Origin of the sequence: Staphylococcus sp. HMSC072E01, from assembly GCF_001814125.1 — a bacterium.
In the GTDB taxonomy this organism is placed as follows: domain Bacteria; phylum Bacillota; class Bacilli; order Staphylococcales; family Staphylococcaceae; genus Staphylococcus; species Staphylococcus hominis.
Window position 1 is genome coordinate 14,932 of record NZ_KV814956.1, and the last position, 17,340, is coordinate 32,271.

At 31.9% G+C, this 17,340-nt stretch carries 14 protein-coding genes, 1 riboswitch and 1 other annotated feature; of the genes, 11 read left to right on the top strand and 3 right to left on the bottom strand.

Annotated elements, in window-relative coordinates:
- Positions 1-19: 19 nt before the first annotated feature.
- The 5 genes from HMPREF2953_RS00300 (at position 20) to ribE (HMPREF2953_RS00320) (ending at position 5,266) form a co-directional block, all read left to right on the top strand.
- Positions 20-1,507: an FAD/NAD(P)-binding protein gene (locus tag HMPREF2953_RS00300; protein WP_070671244.1), complete on the top strand. Its 1,488-nt coding sequence runs from the start codon at positions 20-22 to the stop codon at positions 1,505-1,507.
- 150 nt (positions 1,508-1,657) lie between these two features.
- Positions 1,658-1,793: riboswitch (FMN riboswitch) on the top strand.
- Positions 1,794-1,916: 123 nt separating this feature from the next.
- A complete protein-coding gene (gene ribD / locus HMPREF2953_RS00305) occupies positions 1,917-2,960 on the top strand; it encodes a bifunctional diaminohydroxyphosphoribosylaminopyrimidine deaminase/5-amino-6-(5-phosphoribosylamino)uracil reductase RibD (protein WP_049335753.1) in 1,044 nt (347 codons plus the stop codon).
- A gap of 6 nt (positions 2,961-2,966) precedes the next feature.
- Positions 2,967-3,599, top strand: a complete 633-nt coding sequence (gene ribE, locus HMPREF2953_RS00310) for a riboflavin synthase (RefSeq protein ID WP_049335719.1) — start codon at positions 2,967-2,969, stop codon at positions 3,597-3,599.
- A gap of 11 nt (positions 3,600-3,610) precedes the next feature.
- Positions 3,611-4,795 (top strand): 3,4-dihydroxy-2-butanone-4-phosphate synthase, encoded by a 1,185-nt coding sequence (ribB, locus tag HMPREF2953_RS00315; protein WP_049335720.1) that lies wholly within the window; start codon positions 3,611-3,613, stop codon positions 4,793-4,795.
- Positions 4,796-4,807: 12 nt separating this feature from the next.
- The gene (gene ribE, locus HMPREF2953_RS00320; RefSeq protein WP_002455177.1) at positions 4,808-5,266 is read left to right on the top strand and encodes a 6,7-dimethyl-8-ribityllumazine synthase; all 459 of its coding nucleotides are present in this window, start codon (positions 4,808-4,810) and stop codon (positions 5,264-5,266) included.
- 51 nt (positions 5,267-5,317) lie between these two features.
- On the opposite strand, the gene HMPREF2953_RS00325 is transcribed toward ribE (HMPREF2953_RS00320), so the two are convergent.
- On the bottom strand, positions 5,318-6,319 hold the full coding sequence (locus HMPREF2953_RS00325) for a proline dehydrogenase family protein (protein ID WP_070671246.1): 1,002 nt from the start codon (positions 6,317-6,319) through the stop codon (positions 5,318-5,320).
- A 208-nt stretch (positions 6,320-6,527) separates the two neighbouring features.
- Between HMPREF2953_RS00325 and HMPREF2953_RS00330 the strand changes: the two genes are divergently transcribed.
- Positions 6,528-7,355: an alpha/beta fold hydrolase gene (locus tag HMPREF2953_RS00330; protein ID WP_070671248.1), complete on the top strand. Its 828-nt coding sequence runs from the start codon at positions 6,528-6,530 to the stop codon at positions 7,353-7,355.
- 311 nt (positions 7,356-7,666) lie between these two features.
- On the top strand, positions 7,667-8,074 hold the full coding sequence (locus tag HMPREF2953_RS00335; protein ID WP_070671250.1) for a transcriptional regulator, SarA/Rot family: 408 nt from the start codon (positions 7,667-7,669) through the stop codon (positions 8,072-8,074).
- 59 nt (positions 8,075-8,133) lie between these two features.
- On the opposite strand, the gene HMPREF2953_RS00340 is transcribed toward HMPREF2953_RS00335, so the two are convergent.
- Together HMPREF2953_RS00340 and HMPREF2953_RS00345 are read right to left on the bottom strand one after the other, a co-directional pair.
- The gene (locus HMPREF2953_RS00340) at positions 8,134-8,694 is read right to left on the bottom strand and encodes a tRNA 5-(aminomethyl)-2-thiouridylate-methyltransferase MnmM (RefSeq protein WP_002455180.1); all 561 of its coding nucleotides are present in this window, start codon (positions 8,692-8,694) and stop codon (positions 8,134-8,136) included.
- Positions 8,691-9,650, bottom strand: coding sequence for a tRNA modification radical SAM protein MnmL/YtqA (locus HMPREF2953_RS00345; RefSeq protein ID WP_017176354.1), 960 nt, complete (start codon positions 9,648-9,650; stop codon positions 8,691-8,693). Before HMPREF2953_RS00345 ends, HMPREF2953_RS00340 begins: the two co-directional genes overlap by 4 nt.
- Positions 9,651-9,761: 111 nt before the next feature.
- On the opposite strand from HMPREF2953_RS00345, the gene HMPREF2953_RS00350 reads away from it, so the two are divergent.
- The 4 genes from HMPREF2953_RS00350 to HMPREF2953_RS00365 all read left to right on the top strand — a co-directional run.
- Positions 9,762-10,946, top strand: a complete 1,185-nt coding sequence (locus HMPREF2953_RS00350) for an MDR family MFS transporter (RefSeq protein WP_070671253.1) — start codon at positions 9,762-9,764, stop codon at positions 10,944-10,946.
- A 66-nt stretch (positions 10,947-11,012) separates the two neighbouring features.
- Positions 11,013-11,203 (top strand) — a binding site (T-box leader).
- A 47-nt stretch (positions 11,204-11,250) separates the two neighbouring features.
- Positions 11,251-13,665, top strand: coding sequence for a leucine--tRNA ligase (gene leuS / locus HMPREF2953_RS00355; protein ID WP_070671255.1), 2,415 nt, complete (start codon positions 11,251-11,253; stop codon positions 13,663-13,665).
- Between the two features lie 18 nt (positions 13,666-13,683).
- Entirely contained in the window at positions 13,684-13,995 is a 312-nt protein-coding gene (locus HMPREF2953_RS00360; protein WP_002449646.1) for a rhodanese-like domain-containing protein, read from the top strand.
- Between the two features lie 245 nt (positions 13,996-14,240).
- Positions 14,241-17,340 (top strand): SasC/FmtB family protein (locus tag HMPREF2953_RS00365; RefSeq protein ID WP_141754057.1); only part of this gene is annotated, 3,100 nt, incomplete at its 3' end.

Below are 17,340 nucleotides of genomic sequence, written 5' to 3' on the forward strand. Positions count from 1 at the left end.
TAAAAGGATGATGTTAAATATGCGAGTAGCAATTATAGGTATGGGTACAGCAGGTGTGAGTGTACTTAGACAACTCGTTAAACATAAAGACTTTAAGCAATTAAAAGTCGATGTCTACGATAATGAATTTAATATGGGGCAGGGTGTTCCTTTTCAAAATGATAGTAGTCAACTATTAATTAACTTACCCACTAAAAATATGAGTTTAAATTTAGATGATGATGAAGAGTTTTGGAAATGGTATCAAACACAATCTGATTTTACGTTTAAAAATCCAAAGTATTTACCAAGATTTGTTTTTGGCCATTATATGAAATCATACTTATCAAATTATGAGAAATTATATGATAACCTTACAGTTATTAAACAACCAGTACAAGAAGTCTTCATTAATTCAAATATAGATGAAACTACATTGAAATATTATGTCTGTACGTCTAAAGATATGAAGCATTGTCAAGTATATGATTACATATTTTTAACTATAGGTACTTTATCATATCACGACCCTTATCATTTAAAAGGCATAAAAGGTTATATTCAAACTCCTTACCCTACATATAATACTTTAGATGATGTACAAGAATCTGATGATATTGCTATTATTGGAACAGGATTAGCTAGTTTAGATGTAGTGCGTTATGTAGCATTTCATCACCCTAAACTACCTATCACAATGACGAGTCGTTCTGCTCAATTACCTAGCGTAAGAGGAAACATGAAAAAAATTGAATTTCAATATTTAACGAAATTTAAATTTAATGATATTAAAGATAAGTACTTTGGAAATGTGCCATTAGAGAAAGCATTCGATTTATTTAAAGAAGAGTGTGAATTAAATGGTATTGATTTACAGAAATTGGTTCATCGCCGAACAGGGGATACGATTAAAGATTTAAATTATGATTTAGAACATCCTAATGAGATAGGTATATTCCAAACATTAATAGAGAATGTCAAAGAAAATTTAAATTGGATTTGGAATAGTTTTAGTCGTCAAGATCAAATTGAATTCGATAAACGTTTCACTAAAATTATTCAACTTAACTCAAATCCTATGCCTCCAAGAACTGCAAAACTCATCAAGCAATTAATAAAAGATGGTTCATTAGTGATTAGAAAGGATTTAGAAGATGTGGTACATAAAAATGGAATATTTAATTTAAAATTCAAACATGATGAACTATGGTATCCACATCATATTATTATTAATGCAACAGGTTCTAAAACATATTTAAAAGATTTAGATGAAGATGATCAATTTATCTTAAATCTTCAAAATCGACAAATTATTCAAGCTCATCCTATGGGTGGAATACAAATTATCCCAGAAACAAATCAGGTGATTAGTCCAAGATATGGTACTTTAAATAATATGATTGCTATTGGACAAATCACTAATGGAGTAAATAAATTGCGTAATGGAGTAAAAATGATTGTTAATCAAGCGGTAAGTGCAGTGGATTACTTATATGAAATTCGAAAAGAATTTGATCATACAGCATAATGCTTTACACAATAATGAATAAATGTCTCTTTAAGAGTTAAATTTAAAAATCAAATTGAAATTCTTTATTTGTAATTTTCCAAAAATAAATGTAAGATAATATATGTAGTGCTAAACTACGATGACTCAAATTTAATCACAATTTCATACGTATTCTTTCGGGGCAGGGTGTAATTCCCAACCGGCAGTGATTAAGCCTGCGACCCACTTAATCTTAATTTATTAAGTGGCTGATCTAGTGAGACTCTAGAGCCGACAGTAAAAGTCTGGATGGGAGAAAGAATCAATCACATCATTACTGAATGGTGTATAAGCATGCACAATATAAAAATTGTAGTACGCTTATTTAAGTATATATACATGCCCTATGCCTGTGAAACAGGTATGGGGTTTTTTTAGAGGTGATAAATTGAGTGAATTTATGAAATATGCAATTCAATTAGCACAAATGGTGGAAGGACAAACTGGAGTTAATCCTCCTGTTGGCTCAGTTGTCGTGAAGGATGGGCGTATTGTGGGATTAGGTGCACATTTAAAGCAAGGAGAGAAACATGCAGAAGTTCAGGCTTTAGATATGGCACAAGATAAAGCAAAAGGCGGCACAATTTATATTTCTCTTGAACCTTGTACACATTATGGGTCAACACCACCTTGTGTGAATAAAATTATTGAACATGGGCTTAGTAAAGTAATTTATGCTGTAAAAGATACGACGTTACCTTCTGAGGGAGATATCATTCTTGAAAAAGCAGGTATTGAAGTTGAGTATCAATATTCAGAAGAAGCTTTTGCTTTGTATGAGGATTTCTTCAAAGCAAAACAACAGAAAATCCCTGAAATTACAGTAAAAGTCTCGACTTCGTTAGATGGTAAACAAGCGACTGATAGTGGACAAAGTCAGTGGATTACGAATAAAGCTGTAAAACAAGATGTATATCGTTTAAGACATACTCATGATGCAGTATTAACTGGTAATGGAACGATTGAAGCGGATAATCCACAATATACAACACGTATTCAAGATGGTAAACATCCAATAAGAATCATACTATCTAAGCGAGGCAAAATTGATTATTCAAAACAGATATTTCACGATCAATTAAGTGAAATTTGGATTTATACTGAAAATCATGAACTAAAAAGTCCAAGTCATCATATAAAAATAATTTATTTAGAAACATGTAATTTAAAATCTATTTTATCTGATATATATCAAAGAGGTGTCGGCAGATTATTAGTAGAAGCTGGACCTCAAATAACTTCAGAATTTCTCCAATCTAATTATTTAGACCATCTTATTATTTATTATGCCCCGAAAATAATAGGCGGTATTGGAAAAAATCAATTTTATCAAACTGATAATGTCATTGATTTAACTGATGCGCCACAATTTGAAGTGATTTCTACCGAGTCTATTCAACAAAATATTAAAATGACACTGCGAAAGAAGTGAAGATAAATGTTTACAGGTATCGTTGAAGAAATAGGTACTGTAAAAAGTATCCGCACTCAACAATCCGTAAGGACATTAGATATTTCATGTCAAAAAATCATAGAAGATATGCATATTGGTGATTCTATAAGCGTAAATGGTGCGTGTTTAACAGTCATTGATTTTAAACAAAATCAATTTTCTGTCCAAGTGATTAAAGGTACTGAAAATAAAACTTATTTAGCTAATATTAAAGAAAATGATGAAGTCAATCTTGAACGAGCAATGTCAGGTAACGGACGTTTCGGAGGACATTTTGTATTAGGTCATGTAGATGCAAAAGGAACAATTATAAATATCAGAGAAACGCCTAATTCACGTATTGTATCTATTAAAGCATCTGACTCGGTTATCAAACAAATGGTTAAGCAAGGTTCTATTACTGTTGATGGCGTAAGTTTAACAATTTTTGACTTGCATCAACATAGTTTTGATATCCATCTTATTCCTGAAACAAGACGTTCAACGATTCTTTCTAATAAAAAGATGGGCGATGAAGTGCATCTTGAAACAGATGTATTATTTAAATATGTTGAAAGTATAGTTGGTAAAAATAAATCTGATTTATCAGTTGATAAATTAAAAGCATATGGTTTTTAGGAGGGGCTTAAATGAAATTCGATAGCATTGAAGAAGCGTTAGAAGCATTAAGAAATGGCGATAGTATTATTGTAGTAGATGATGAAGATCGTGAAAATGAAGGTGACTTAATTGCAGTCACTCAATGGATGAAAGACGATACCATTAATTACATGGCCAAAGAAGCGCGTGGATTAATTTGTGCTCCTATAAGTTCACAGATTGCTGAACGTCTAAATCTTAAAACTATGGTTGATGGTAATACAGATGACTACGGTACAAATTTCACTGTAAGTATCGATCATATCTCTACTACTACAGGAATTAGTGCATTTGATCGTACAGCAACAGCGAAAGCGTTAATTAATCCTGATTCTAAACCAGAAAATTTCCATAAACCCGGACATTTATTTCCTTTAGTGTCTAAGGAAAAAGGTGTATTAGTTAGACCAGGACATACGGAGGCTGCTGTAGATTTAGCTAAATTAACAGGTGCTGCACCTGCTGGAGTTATATGTGAGATAATGAATGACGATGGTACGATGGCAAAAGGTAATGAATTACAACAATTTAAAGAGCGACATCAATTAAAAATGATTACAATTGAAAGTTTAATTAATTATCGTCGTAAACAAGAAAGCGAAGGTATTGAACTTAAAGCAACTGTAAAAATGCCAACGGATATTGGTAATTTTAAAATGTACGGTTTCCAATCTCAATATACACATGAAGATATTGTTGTACTTGGCAAAGGAGAACCACGTACAACTGAAAATGTAAGACTACATTCTGCTTGTTTAACAGGTGATATTTTCCACAGTCAACGATGTGATTGTGGTGCTCAATTAGAAGCATCAATGAAATATATAAATGATCATGGCGGATTAATTATTTATTTACCACAAGAAGGTAGAGGCATTGGTTTAATGAATAAACTAAAAGCTTATGAATTAATTGAGCAGGGACATGATACGGTTACTGCAAACTTAGCATTAGGTTTTGATGAAGACTTAAGAGATTATCATATAGCTGCTCAAATTCTTAAATATTTTAATGTTCAACAAGTTAATTTATTAAGTAATAATCCTAAGAAATTTGAAGGCTTGGAAGATTATGGTATAAAAGTTGCAGAGCGTACAGAAATTATTGTGCCAGAAACGGAACATAATCATCATTATATGGAAACAAAAAAATCGAAAATGGGACATCTTATTTAGGAGGAATCTAGAATGAATTTTGAAGGTAAATTAGTCGGTACAAATTTAAAAGTTGCAATAGTAGTGAGTAGATTTAATGATTTTATTACCAACCGTTTATTAGATGGAGCGAAAGATACATTAGTAAGACATGGTGTAGATGAAGATAACATTGATGTTGCATATGTACCAGGTGCATTTGAAATTCCACTTGTTGCTAAAAAATTAGCGCAAAAAAATGATTATGATGCAGTGATTACTTTAGGCTGTGTCATTAGAGGTGCAACATCTCATTATGACTATGTTTGTAATGAAGTTGCTAAAGGCGTATCAAAAGCAAATGATGTTACGAATACACCAGTCATTTTCGGTGTTTTAACAACTGAAAGTATTGAGCAAGCAGTTGAAAGAGCGGGTACGAAAGCAGGTAATAAAGGTGCAGAAGCGGCAGTAAGTGCAATTGAAATGGCAAATTTACTTAAACAGTTTTAATTAATGTAGAGCGTCTCGATAATTTTATGGATTATCGAGACGCTCTGTATTTCAACGTTTTAGTAATTTCACAACACCAGATACTAATGTAAGTGTTCCTAAAGCTAGTCCACTAACTAAGCCAATTTTTTTAAGTGCTTCTGTTGAAATAAATTCTTGATAGGCAAGGGAAAGGTTTTGAGGTCTCTCAGCCAGGCGACGCATGAAATAAGCAAACCAGTCATTGCCATATGGAACATAAACGGTAAAGTGATATCCTTGTCTAGCAATCTCTTCTGCTAATTCATTACGAAAACCATACAACATTTGAAATTCAAAAGTGTTTTTTTCAATATGATGATCTTTTACAAATTGTTTAACATGGTTAATGATTTTATCATCATGTGTTGCAATTGACGTAAAGTTTTTGGCGTTAAGTAAACGTTTTTCAATAATATTTATATAATTTTTGTCAATATCTTTTTTACTTTGATAAGCAATCGTATCATTTTCTTTATAAGCACCTTTGACCAGTCTTAATCGTAATTCTGGGTACTTATCAATTAATTTTTCTGCCTCAAAAAGGTATCCTTGAATAACTGTACCGACATTTCTAAATTCTCCTTTTAATCTGTCTAAAATTTGTAATGTTTGTGATAAGCTATTATATTTTTCCATATCAATATTAATATGCATATTATCATAGGTATTAGCCTTTAATAAAATTTCTCTTAAATTTTGGTAGGCTAACTCGGTATCAAATTCACCGCCTAATGAACTCACTTTCACCGACATATGTGCACTCACTTGATATTTATTAATAGCTTCCATTATCTCAAGAATCTCATTTTTAGCTTGAGTCGCTACTGCTTTATTATTAACAAATTCTCCAAGATTATCTACAGTAACATCAATATGTTTAGCGTTTAAACATTCAATCGTATCAATGAGTTGTTCTATAGTATTACCCGCAACAACTCTATTAGCACCCATAGTCGGTCCGATTTTTTTAGCCATTTCATTTAAATATGTACTATTTGATAATGTTATGAAAAAATCTCTGAATAAAGACATATCTATTCCTCCATCCCACTCTTATCTATCTCTATAACAAGTTTAGCATGAATATATTGCTTAAGAAAGCGTTTACATACCGAAGATAACATCCGTTTAAATTCATTAGTCATAAATTAAGAAAATCTAAATACTGTTTAACAACAATTAAAGGTATAATTTGATATAATACATTTGATAAACATTCAATTAGAGAGGATTCAAAAATATGTGGAAGTGGGAAACAGAACATGACGCTAAAGGCGTAATCATCATAGTACATAATATGTTAGAACACACTGGTAGATATGCGTATGTGATTACGATGTTGAGACGTAATGGTTATCACGTAATTATGGGTGATTTACCTGGACAAGGTCAAACTTCACGAGCTAACAGAGGTCAACTGCAACGATTTGAAATTTATCATGAACAGTTAGTTGAATGGATAAAAATTGCAAACGAATACAAATTACCAACATTTGTTATGGGCGTTGGATTAGGTGGTTTAATTATTCTCAATTTACTTGAAAAGACTGAACTACCTATTGAAGGCATATTACTACTCTCTCCAATGCTTGAATTAAAGAAAAATTATAAAACACGAAAAAATATGTTTATATCTAATATTGGAAAGAGCTCAAAAGATACACAATTTAAATTAGGAATAGATTATGAAGATTTAACTCGTAATTCAGAAGTGATTGATGAGACAAATCATGACGCATTGATGTTAAAGAAAGTATCTTACAAATGGTTTAACATTATTAGTGAAACAATGAGAGACACATCACAACATATTAAAGATATCAAACCGTTACCCACTTTATTAATGTATGGTACTGAAGATAAAATCTTAGAAACGTCTTCAATAGATATTTTAAAACAACAATTTCTTGCAGATGAATTTTATTTTAAAGCGTGGAAAGGGTTTTATCATGAGATTCACAATGAACCTGAACGAGATCAAGTCATGAGATATATATTAACTTTCTTGAATAATAGCGTAAATACAATGGGATTTATTGTACAAGAAGAAGATATTGAGGAAATATAAGATAATTTTTAAAAATCTATAAAAATAGCTCGTAGAAGATAGAGATCTACGAGCCTATTCTATATCAAAAATATAGTAATAATATTATAAATAAGTTAAAATTACAATATAAGTAGAATTATAACTATCAATTACTTTTTATAAATTATATGAATTTAGTATAGATTTATAATATGAATGTTGAATTAAAAAATATAGTTGATATATTATTGAAAAATAAATTGTATTGAATTTTTAAAAACGCCAAATCGTATAAACTTAATAATAAATTGAATTATAATTATTATACATAATATGAGAGATTAAGGGGAATGAATTATGAAATTACAAAAAAAGAAACGGTATCCATGGTATTGAAATTAGAGAAATTATTGAAGGATATAGATTCTATATTTAGAATTATTTATGAGAAGTATCATTTAAATAAAGAAGAAGTACTTATTTTATTAACGTTATGGGAAAAGGGGCCTATGACATTAAAAGAGATGGATCAATACGTTAATATCAAGTCATATAAACGAACAAGAACGTATAATAATTTAGTTCAATCTGATTGGGTTTACAAAGAGCGTCCCATTGACGACGAACGTACGGTTATTATCCATTTTAATGAAGAAAAAAATAAATATAGAAATGAATTATTAGATTTTATTACTACTATTATTAAAAGAAAATATGAATCTTTAGAAAATAGTTTGAATTCATTGATGAGCGTTTAATATAAAAAACCCATAAATTAAAACTACGATTTGATGTTTTAATTTATGGGTTTTAAAATTTAGCGTTTTTCAATCGCACATATAAAAGGTGCATGATTAACTTGATTGATAAATTGATATTTTAATATGTGTGCTTTACTTTGATCAAAGTTTTCGAGATATTTTAATAATTCATCTCTTTCGATTTGTCCTTCTTTATGTCCATGATAAATTACTAGTACAATAATACCTTCTGTACTTAATAGTTTAAAAATACTTTCAATAGCTTGAATAGTTGTTTCAGGTTTAGTAACAATGGTTTTATCACCTTTAGGCAGATATCCCAAATTGAAAATAGCTGCATCCACGTTTCCGATGACATCACTTGGTATATCATTTAAGATATTTTCATGTCCATCATGTATCAACGTAACATGTTTAAAGGATACTATTTTTTCTTTTGTATGTTCAATAGCTTCTTTTTGTATATCGAAACCAAACACTTTGCCATTTGGAACCTGTTCTGCTAAAAATAGGGTGTCATTTCCATTACCACACGTAGCATCAATGACAATGCTATCATCTTGAATATGTTGCTTGATAAGTGTTTTAGCAAAAGGAAGAATACGTTCTAATTTCATGAATTCACCTTAGTATTAGATGTGTAAAACTTACCTTGATAAGATTCACGACGTGCTAATTCATCATCTATTTCATTGAGAACTTCCCACTTGTTAACACTCCACATTGGTCCTACCATTAAATCAATCGGTCCATCTCCAGTAATACGATGAATAATCATGTCTGGCGGAAGGATTTCAAGTTGATCACACACTAAGTTTGTATAATCTTCTTGAGTCATAAATTCAAGCATACCTTTTTCGTATTGTTTGACCATTGGTGTACCTTTAAGTAAATGTAATAAATGGATTTTAATACCTTGCACATCCATTTGTGCCACTTCTCGTGCTGTTTCCATCATCATATGATAATCTTCACCTGGTAAGCCATTAATAATGTGTGTACATACGTTAATATTATGTTTACGCAATTTAGCTACACCTTCGTAATACGTTTGCATATCGTGCGCACGATTAATTAAATCAGAGGTTTTCTGATGAACTGTTTGAAGACCAAGTTCCACCCATAAATAAGTACGTTGATTTAGTTCAGCTAAATATTCAACCACATCATCTGGCAGACAATCTGGACGTGTAGCGATAGATAAACCAATAACTCCTTCTTCTTTTAACACAGGTTCATATTTTTCTTTTAAAACTTCTACAGGTGCATGGGTATTTGTAAATGCTTGGAAGTAAGCAATATATTTACCTTCACTCCATTTTTCATGCATTCGTTCTTTAATTTGTTGGAATTGTACTTCAATTGGATCGGCTCTATTTCCTGCAAAGTCACCACTACCAGCTGCTGAACAAAACGTACAACCGCCATGTGCGACAGTACCGTCTCTATTTGGACAGTCAAATCCGCCATCTAGAGCAACTTTAAAAATTTTCTGTCCGAATTTATTTTTTAAATGGTAATTCCATGTATGATATCGTTTATTTTCAAAGGCATACGGGAAATACTTACCCATAACACATTATCCTTTCTATCTAACTTAGTTCTAAGTAAAGATTTTAACATATTTTAATGTTATAGTGTTTATTATAGTTCGATAAAAATATAAAGAGAGGACTTAAAAATTATGAATATACCTAGATCAGTATGGTGGCTAGTTATAGGAATGACATTAAATATAACTGGTTCTAGCTTTTTATGGCCTTTAAATACGATTTATATGAAAGAAGAATTAGGAAAAAGCTTGACAGTTTCTGGGATTGTTCTAATGATTAATTCTTTTGGAATGGTAGTTGGTAACTTACTAGGTGGAACGTTGTTCGATAAGTTAGGTGGTTACCGAACAATCATGATAGGTACTATTACTTGTTTGCTTAGTACAACATTACTTAATTTCTTTCATGGATGGCCGTGGTATGCAGTTTGGTTAGTGCTACTTGGTTTTGGTGGAGGAATGATTGTTCCAGCAATCTACGCAATGGCTGGTGCCGTTTGGCCTAATGGTGGCAGAACAACTTTTAATGCTATCTACTTAGCTCAAAACATAGGTGTTGCTGCTGGAGCTGCAATGGGAGGTTTCGTTGCTGAATTTAGCTTTAATTTTATCTTCTTAGCTAATTTAATCATGTACGTATTATTTGGAATTGTAGCCTTTACGCAATTTAATTTAGAATACCATGCTAAAGTGAAATCACCAGATAGTCTAGATATCCAAAGTAAAGAAAATAAAAAACGTTTTATAGCTTTAATATTATTATGTGCCATGTTTAGTATTTGTTGGATTGGATACATTCAATGGGAAACAACAATAGCCTCATTTACGCAACAAATTAATATTTCAATGTCTCAATATAGTGTATTGTGGACGGTAAATGGAATTATGATTTTAGTTGCACAACCATTAATTAGACCAGTCATTCGTTTGTTAAAAGGAAACTTAAAATATCAAATGTTTGTTGGTATTTTAATTTTTATGTTGTCATTCTTTGTTACAAGTTTTGCAGAACAATTTACCGTTTTCTTAATAGGAATGATTATTCTTACTTTTGGTGAAATGTTTGTATGGCCTGCAGTACCAACGATTGCCAATTATTTAGCGCCACAAGGTAAGCAAGGTCAATATCAGGGTGTAGTAAATTCTGCATCAACTGTGGGGAAAGCATTTGGTCCTCTAATCGGGGGTATATTGGTAGATACCTTCAATATGAGTGCAATGTTCATAGGAATGATCATTCTTTTATTAATAGGAATGTTTTTCTTATCTATTTTTGATAAGGGTCTACCGAAACAATCACAACATGAAAATCGTTGAAAGACAACTTGAAAATTAAACATATAAAATATGATTAACCACTTGCAATTAGGTTACGAATCTCATAATATTAAACTGTATTGGAGTAGTAACTTAAATACTTTTCTAAAGAGAGCTAGTGGTGGTGCAAACTAGCGTTAAGAATTAAGTGAACTTACCGTTAATTAATTGAATTTAAAACATCTCTTACTATTATAAAGTGCACATGTAAAATGTGAATGAGGGTGGTACCGCGGCTAAAGAAAGTCGTCCCTGTCAAAAGTAATAGTTTGAGGTGTTTTATTTTTATTAGGAGGAAAATACTTTGGGTTATAATCACAAAGAGATTGAAAAGAAATGGCAAAATTATTGGGCTGAGAATAAAACATTCAAAGCAAACGATAATTTAGGTCAAAAAAAATTCTATGCATTAGATATGTTTCCATATCCATCTGGTGCTGGATTACACGTAGGACATCCAGAAGGATATACTGCAACGGATATTATTTCTCGTTATAAACGTATGCAAGGATATAATGTATTACATCCAATGGGTTGGGATGCCTTTGGATTACCCGCTGAGCAGTACGCGTTAGATACAGGGAATGATCCTAGAGAATTTACTAAAAAGAATGTTCAAACATTTAAACGTCAAATTCAAGAACTAGGTTTTAGTTATGATTGGGATCGAGAAGTTAATACTACAGATCCTGAATATTATAAATGGACGCAATGGATTTTTATTCAGCTTTATAATAAAGGACTCGCATATGTAGATGAAGTTGCAGTAAATTGGTGTCCGGCACTTGGTACAGTGTTATCAAATGAAGAGGTTGTAGATGGTGTATCAGAACGTGGAGGTCATCCTGTATATAGACGTCCGATGAAACAATGGGTATTAAAAATTACAGAATATGCCGATCGTTTATTAGAAGATTTAGATGAATTAGATTGGCCTGAATCAATTAAAGATATGCAAAGAAACTGGATTGGTCGTTCTGAAGGTGCACGTGTGTCATTTAATGTTGAAAATACTAATGACACTATTGATGTGTTTACAACACGTCCAGATACTATCTACGGTACAACATTCTTAGTACTTAGTCCTGAACATGCGTTAGTGAATGAAATTACTACTGATGACAAAAAAGAAATGGTTCAACAGTATCAAGAAGAAGCATCAAAAAAATCAGACTTAGAGCGTACTGATTTAGCAAAAGATAAATCAGGTGTGTTTACTGGGGCGTGTGCTATTAACCCATTATCAGGTGAGAAACTTCCAATTTGGATTGCTGATTATGTATTATCGACTTATGGTACAGGTGCAGTTATGGCAGTACCAGGACATGATGAGCGAGACCATGAATTTGCTAAGAAATTTGATTTACCTATCATTGAAGTTATCGAGGGCGGAAACGTTCAAGAAGAAGCATATACTGGAGAAGGTGCACATATCAATTCTGGCGAACTAGATGGGCTAGATAATAAAGAAGCAATTTCTAAAGCAATTACTTTACTCGAAGCCAAAGGTGCTGGCGAGAAAAAAGTGAATTACAAATTACGTGACTGGTTATTTAGTAGACAACGTTATTGGGGAGAACCAATTCCAGTGATTCATTGGGAAGATGGTACGATGACAACTGTGCCTGAAGAAGAACTTCCATTATTACTTCCTGAAACTGACCAAATCAAACCATCTGGTACGGGTGAATCACCATTAGCCAATATTGATGACTTTGTAAATGTTGTTGATGAAAAAACAGGCATGAAAGGACGTCGCGAAACAAATACTATGCCACAATGGGCTGGTAGTTGTTGGTATTATTTACGATATATTGATCCACATAATGAGAATATATTAGCAGATCCAGAGAAATTAAAACATTGGTTGCCGGTAGACTTATATATTGGTGGAGTAGAACATGCGGTACTTCACTTACTGTATTCAAGATTCTGGCATAAAGTATTATATGATTTAGGTGTAGTTCCTACGAAAGAACCATTCCAAAAATTATTCAACCAAGGTATGATTCTCGGTGAAGGCAACGAAAAAATGAGTAAATCTAAAGGTAATGTTGTTAATCCTGATGATATCGTAGCATCCCATGGCGCAGATACATTACGCCTATATGAAATGTTTATGGGACCATTAGATGCAGCTATAGCATGGAGTGAAAATGGGTTAGATGGCTCTAGACGTTTCTTAGATCGTGTATGGAGATTATTCATTAATGAAGATGGGTCATTATCTAATAAAATTGTTGAAAATAACGATAATTCATTAGATAAAGTTTATAATCAAACAGTTAAAAAAGTGACAGAAGACTTTGATACTCTTAACTTTAATACGGCAATTAGTCAATTAATGGTATTTATCAATGATTGTTATAAAGCGAATAACATTTACAAACCTTATGTAGAAGGATTTGTTAAAATGTTAGCACCAATTGCCCCTCACGTTAGTGAAGAGTTATGGCAACTTTTAGGTAATCAAGAAACTATTACGTACCAACCTTGGCCTACGTATAATGCATCATTACTTGTAGATGATGAGATTGAAATTGTAGTGCAAGTTAATGGTAAAGTAAGAGCGAAAATCAATATTCCTAAAGACTTATCTAAAGAAGATATGCAAGAGTTAGCATTACAAAATGAAAATGTTAAACTATCTATAGAAGGTAAAGAGATTAAAAAAGTTATTGCTGTACCTCAAAAATTAGTGAATATCGTTGCAAAATAATGAAGGAGGAGTTTTATAATGGAATCAATTACAGTAGATCAATTAAAAGAGAAAATACTAGGATCTAATCCAGTAAATATTATCGATGTGCGAACAGATGAAGAAACTGCAATGGGGACAATTCCTGGAGCTAAAACTATTCCAATGGATCAAATTGCTGATAACTTAAATCAATTTAATAAAAATGAAACGTACTACATCGTTTGTGCTGCAGGTGTTCGTAGTGAAAAAGTAGCGAACTACCTTGAAAATGAAGGTATTCATGCAGTTAATGTTGAAGGGGGCATGCAAGCATGGGGCGATGAAGGTATTGAAATAGACAGTATATAATGATTTATAAATATTTAAACTATAATACAGAAAAACAGCGAAGTTATGATTCTTCGCTGTTTTTTATAATTTAACTTATTTTTAATATTTTTATATTATTTAGTTGTAGTACTTTTAATTTTATTATGATATTATATTTAAGTGTGAATATAATATTATGTAAGTGATAGTAACAACTATAGCATACATAAAACATTTTCATTATAACAATTGACATCAAGAGAGAACATCAAGGAGGAAACATAATGAATCTTTTTAAAAAACAGAAATTTAGTATTCGTAAATTTAGTGTGGGGACATTTTCAACGCTAATTGCTACATTAGTGTTTTTATCACATCCTGGTCATGCAGCAACTCATGATGCAGAAACAAATACAAGTGCGCCACAAACGAATGAAAGTGCGACGATTAATAAACAAAATACTAATATTGAACAACCACATAATGAAACAACGTCAGCAAATACATCTAATTCAAATGAAAATAATCGAAATAATGAAAGTAATACTTCAAGTGAGCATTCAATTAACCGTGAACGTGAAGAAGGTACAGTGAATAATGTAATTAATAGCACTGAAAATAATACAAATCATAATGAGAAAGTAACAACTAATGACGTAGTTAGTAATGAAAATAATCATGAAACTACAAACGTTAATCAACCACATAGAAGAGGGAAACGTTCAGTAGATAACACTCCTAATACTACAAATACAGATCCAATGGCTGTAAATGAACAAAATACTGGTCAAATCATTAATGGGACATTTACAGATAATTCACAGGGTGCGACGATACCGACTAAGAATTTAGAGTCTGCAATGAATGAAGCAAATACTGTACCGGGTTGGCATGTAAATAGTAATGATCAAACCATCATTCCATTAATTTGGGGTCCTAAATCGTTGCCCGCATACAATCCTTATATATTCGATAAAACCAATAATAAAATTGGTGTAGTACTATCAAAATACAATGGTAACTTTAATCAAGTTCCAGGTATAGCTGATCCTACAGTAGGATCAATTTACCAAGATGTTGATGTTACTCCTGGATCAGAAATCCAATTACATTATATTTCTAGTAGTATGAATAATATATGGGGGGTTAATGGTGCAAGAGTGTATATTTACGATGCTAATAATCCTTCTACACTTTTATATAAAGGAACTCCGGATATATTACAGAACCCAATTGGTAACTTTGTAGGTGTATTTCAAGTGCCAGAAACAGTCTCACGATTAAGATTAAGATTTGAATCGGCATTAAATCGTAGTACTGATTCTACTAATGGACATAGACTCCTTACTGGTCCTAATAACTTTGGAGGCGGAGTGTTAGCTGATGTTACCATTAATAGTGGCGCATATTTAACTGCGACAGTAAATAATACACACTACTTTGCACAATCTGGATCCATAAATGCTGATCGAGTTTATCAAGAAATAGGGTTTAGAATTGAAAATAGAGGACATTCTAGTTCAAATAAAACAGAATATACGATTGTTTTACCAGAAGATGTGACATATGTATCTACAAAAAATGCTACTGGAAAATTTAATGCAGCAACTAAAGAGTTAACAGTTAAAATAGATCGACTGGAAGCAGGAGCAAGTAAAAATATTTCTATAGGATTATCCTTACCAACTGATCGACCAATTGAAAAAGAATTCTTAGGACATTTGACTTATGTTACAGATGGTATAAATATGAATAGATTAAGTGATTCTAAAGATTTTGGACGTAATAATGGCGATCATTATACAAGATACGGTGTGCATAATGAATTTGTAAATGTTGATTCTGCTATGCGACAAGGAGATATTGTATTAGATAAACAAACCATTACAGTTAAAATGTATAAGCAACATTTGAGAGACAAAGTAACAGAAATTGAAGATGATTTAGCCAATCTTGATCAAAACGATAATTCACCAGAAGTATGGGAAGCAATGCAAGTGGTACTTAGAAAAGCTAAAGAAGTATTAGCTGAAACAGATGAGATGCCTATAAGTGAATTGAAAGATCAAGCAACGATTAATAGTATCGATTTAAATTTAGATAAAGCACATGCTAAATTATCATTAGACAAAGTTGCAAGAACTAAAAGAGCGCTCTTTATGGGTAACGATACAGCTACAATTGAAGAAAAAAATGCTGTGATTGAGCAAGTGAATCAAGCACTACAATCTAGTTATACAACTGTTGATCAATCAATGACCTCAAATGATGTATCAACAAATAAAGACACTGGAATTAATGAAATTACAATGATTGATCTTACTCCAACAGTAAAGCAAGCAGCAATTGATGAATTAACTGAAAGAGCAAATGCTAAAAAAGTAGAGTTTGATAATAATCCTGATGCAACAGTAGAAGAAAAAGAAGCTGCAAAAGCAACGATTGATAATTTAGTGTCAGAGGCTACAACAAATATTATGAATGAAACTACAAATAATGGTGTAGCTCAACAAAAAGCAAGTAGCATAGATAGTGTGAATGCTGCTACTATAACCCCAACTGTTCGAAGTAACGCTAGAACAGCAATAGATAATATAGCATCTGCAAGAAAAGTTGAAATAGATAAGGATAATAATGCAACTTTAGAAGAAAAAAATGCAGCCAAAACTGAGATAGACAATTTGGTAGCTAGAGCAAAAGCAGATATTAACAGTCTAAATCACAATAATGAAATTGAAATATTAAAAGAAAACAAAGTAAACGAGATATCACAAGTAGAAGCGCATCCAGTAAAGAAAAATGCTGCTGCACAAGCAATTGATCAAGCCGCTATAGCTAAAAAACAAGAAATTGATTTAATAGAAGATGCGACTATAGAAGAAAAAGAAGTCGCAAAGGCAAAAGTAGATAAAATAGTAACCGAAGCTAAAAATAACATTAATCAAGCAACTACTAATTCAAGTGTAGATGATGCACAAAATGAAGGAATAACTGCAATTAATGCAGTTATTCCAGAAGTGGTTAAAAAATCAGATGCAAGAGATACAATCGATGAGGTAGCCCGAATTAAAAAAGCAGCAATTGATCAAACACCTGATGCAACAGTAGAAGAAAAAGAGGCAGCAATAGCGAAAATAGATCAAGAGGTTACTAAGGCTAAGGCACAAATTCATCAAGCACTAAAAAATGAAAATGTAGATACTGCTAAAACAAATGGTACAAATTTTATTAATGCAATCCAACCAGAAATTACGAAAAAAATAAAAGCAAGAGAGGCAATTGATGAAGTAGCTAGAGCTAAGAAAGAAGCAATTGATCGAATCCAGGATGCGACAACAGAAGAAAAAGAAGCAGCCAAAGCGAAGGTAGACCAAGCAGTAACGG

Excerpts from the sequence above, each read along its gene's own strand:
- HMPREF2953_RS00335 (WP_070671250.1), top strand. The coding sequence starts at position 7,667 with ATGAATTATGAAATTACAAAAAAAGAAACGGTATCCATGGTATTGAAA.
- HMPREF2953_RS00300 (WP_070671244.1), top strand. The coding sequence starts at position 20 with ATGCGAGTAGCAATTATAGGTATGGGTACAGCAGGTGTGAGTGTACTT.
- HMPREF2953_RS00360 (WP_002449646.1), top strand. The coding sequence starts at position 13,684 with ATGGAATCAATTACAGTAGATCAATTAAAAGAGAAAATACTAGGATCT.
- ribE (WP_049335719.1), top strand. The coding sequence starts at position 2,967 with ATGTTTACAGGTATCGTTGAAGAAATAGGTACTGTAAAAAGTATCCGC.
- HMPREF2953_RS00340 (WP_002455180.1), bottom strand. The coding sequence starts at position 8,694 with ATGAAATTAGAACGTATTCTTCCTTTTGCTAAAACACTTATCAAGCAA.
- ribE (WP_002455177.1), top strand. The coding sequence starts at position 4,808 with ATGAATTTTGAAGGTAAATTAGTCGGTACAAATTTAAAAGTTGCAATA.
- HMPREF2953_RS00345 (WP_017176354.1), bottom strand. The coding sequence starts at position 9,650 with ATGGGTAAGTATTTCCCGTATGCCTTTGAAAATAAACGATATCATACA.
- ribB (WP_049335720.1), top strand. The coding sequence starts at position 3,611 with ATGAAATTCGATAGCATTGAAGAAGCGTTAGAAGCATTAAGAAATGGC.
- HMPREF2953_RS00350 (WP_070671253.1), top strand. The coding sequence starts at position 9,762 with ATGAATATACCTAGATCAGTATGGTGGCTAGTTATAGGAATGACATTA.
- HMPREF2953_RS00325 (WP_070671246.1), bottom strand. The coding sequence starts at position 6,319 with ATGTCTTTATTCAGAGATTTTTTCATAACATTATCAAATAGTACATAT.
- HMPREF2953_RS00330 (WP_070671248.1), top strand. The coding sequence starts at position 6,528 with ATGTGGAAGTGGGAAACAGAACATGACGCTAAAGGCGTAATCATCATA.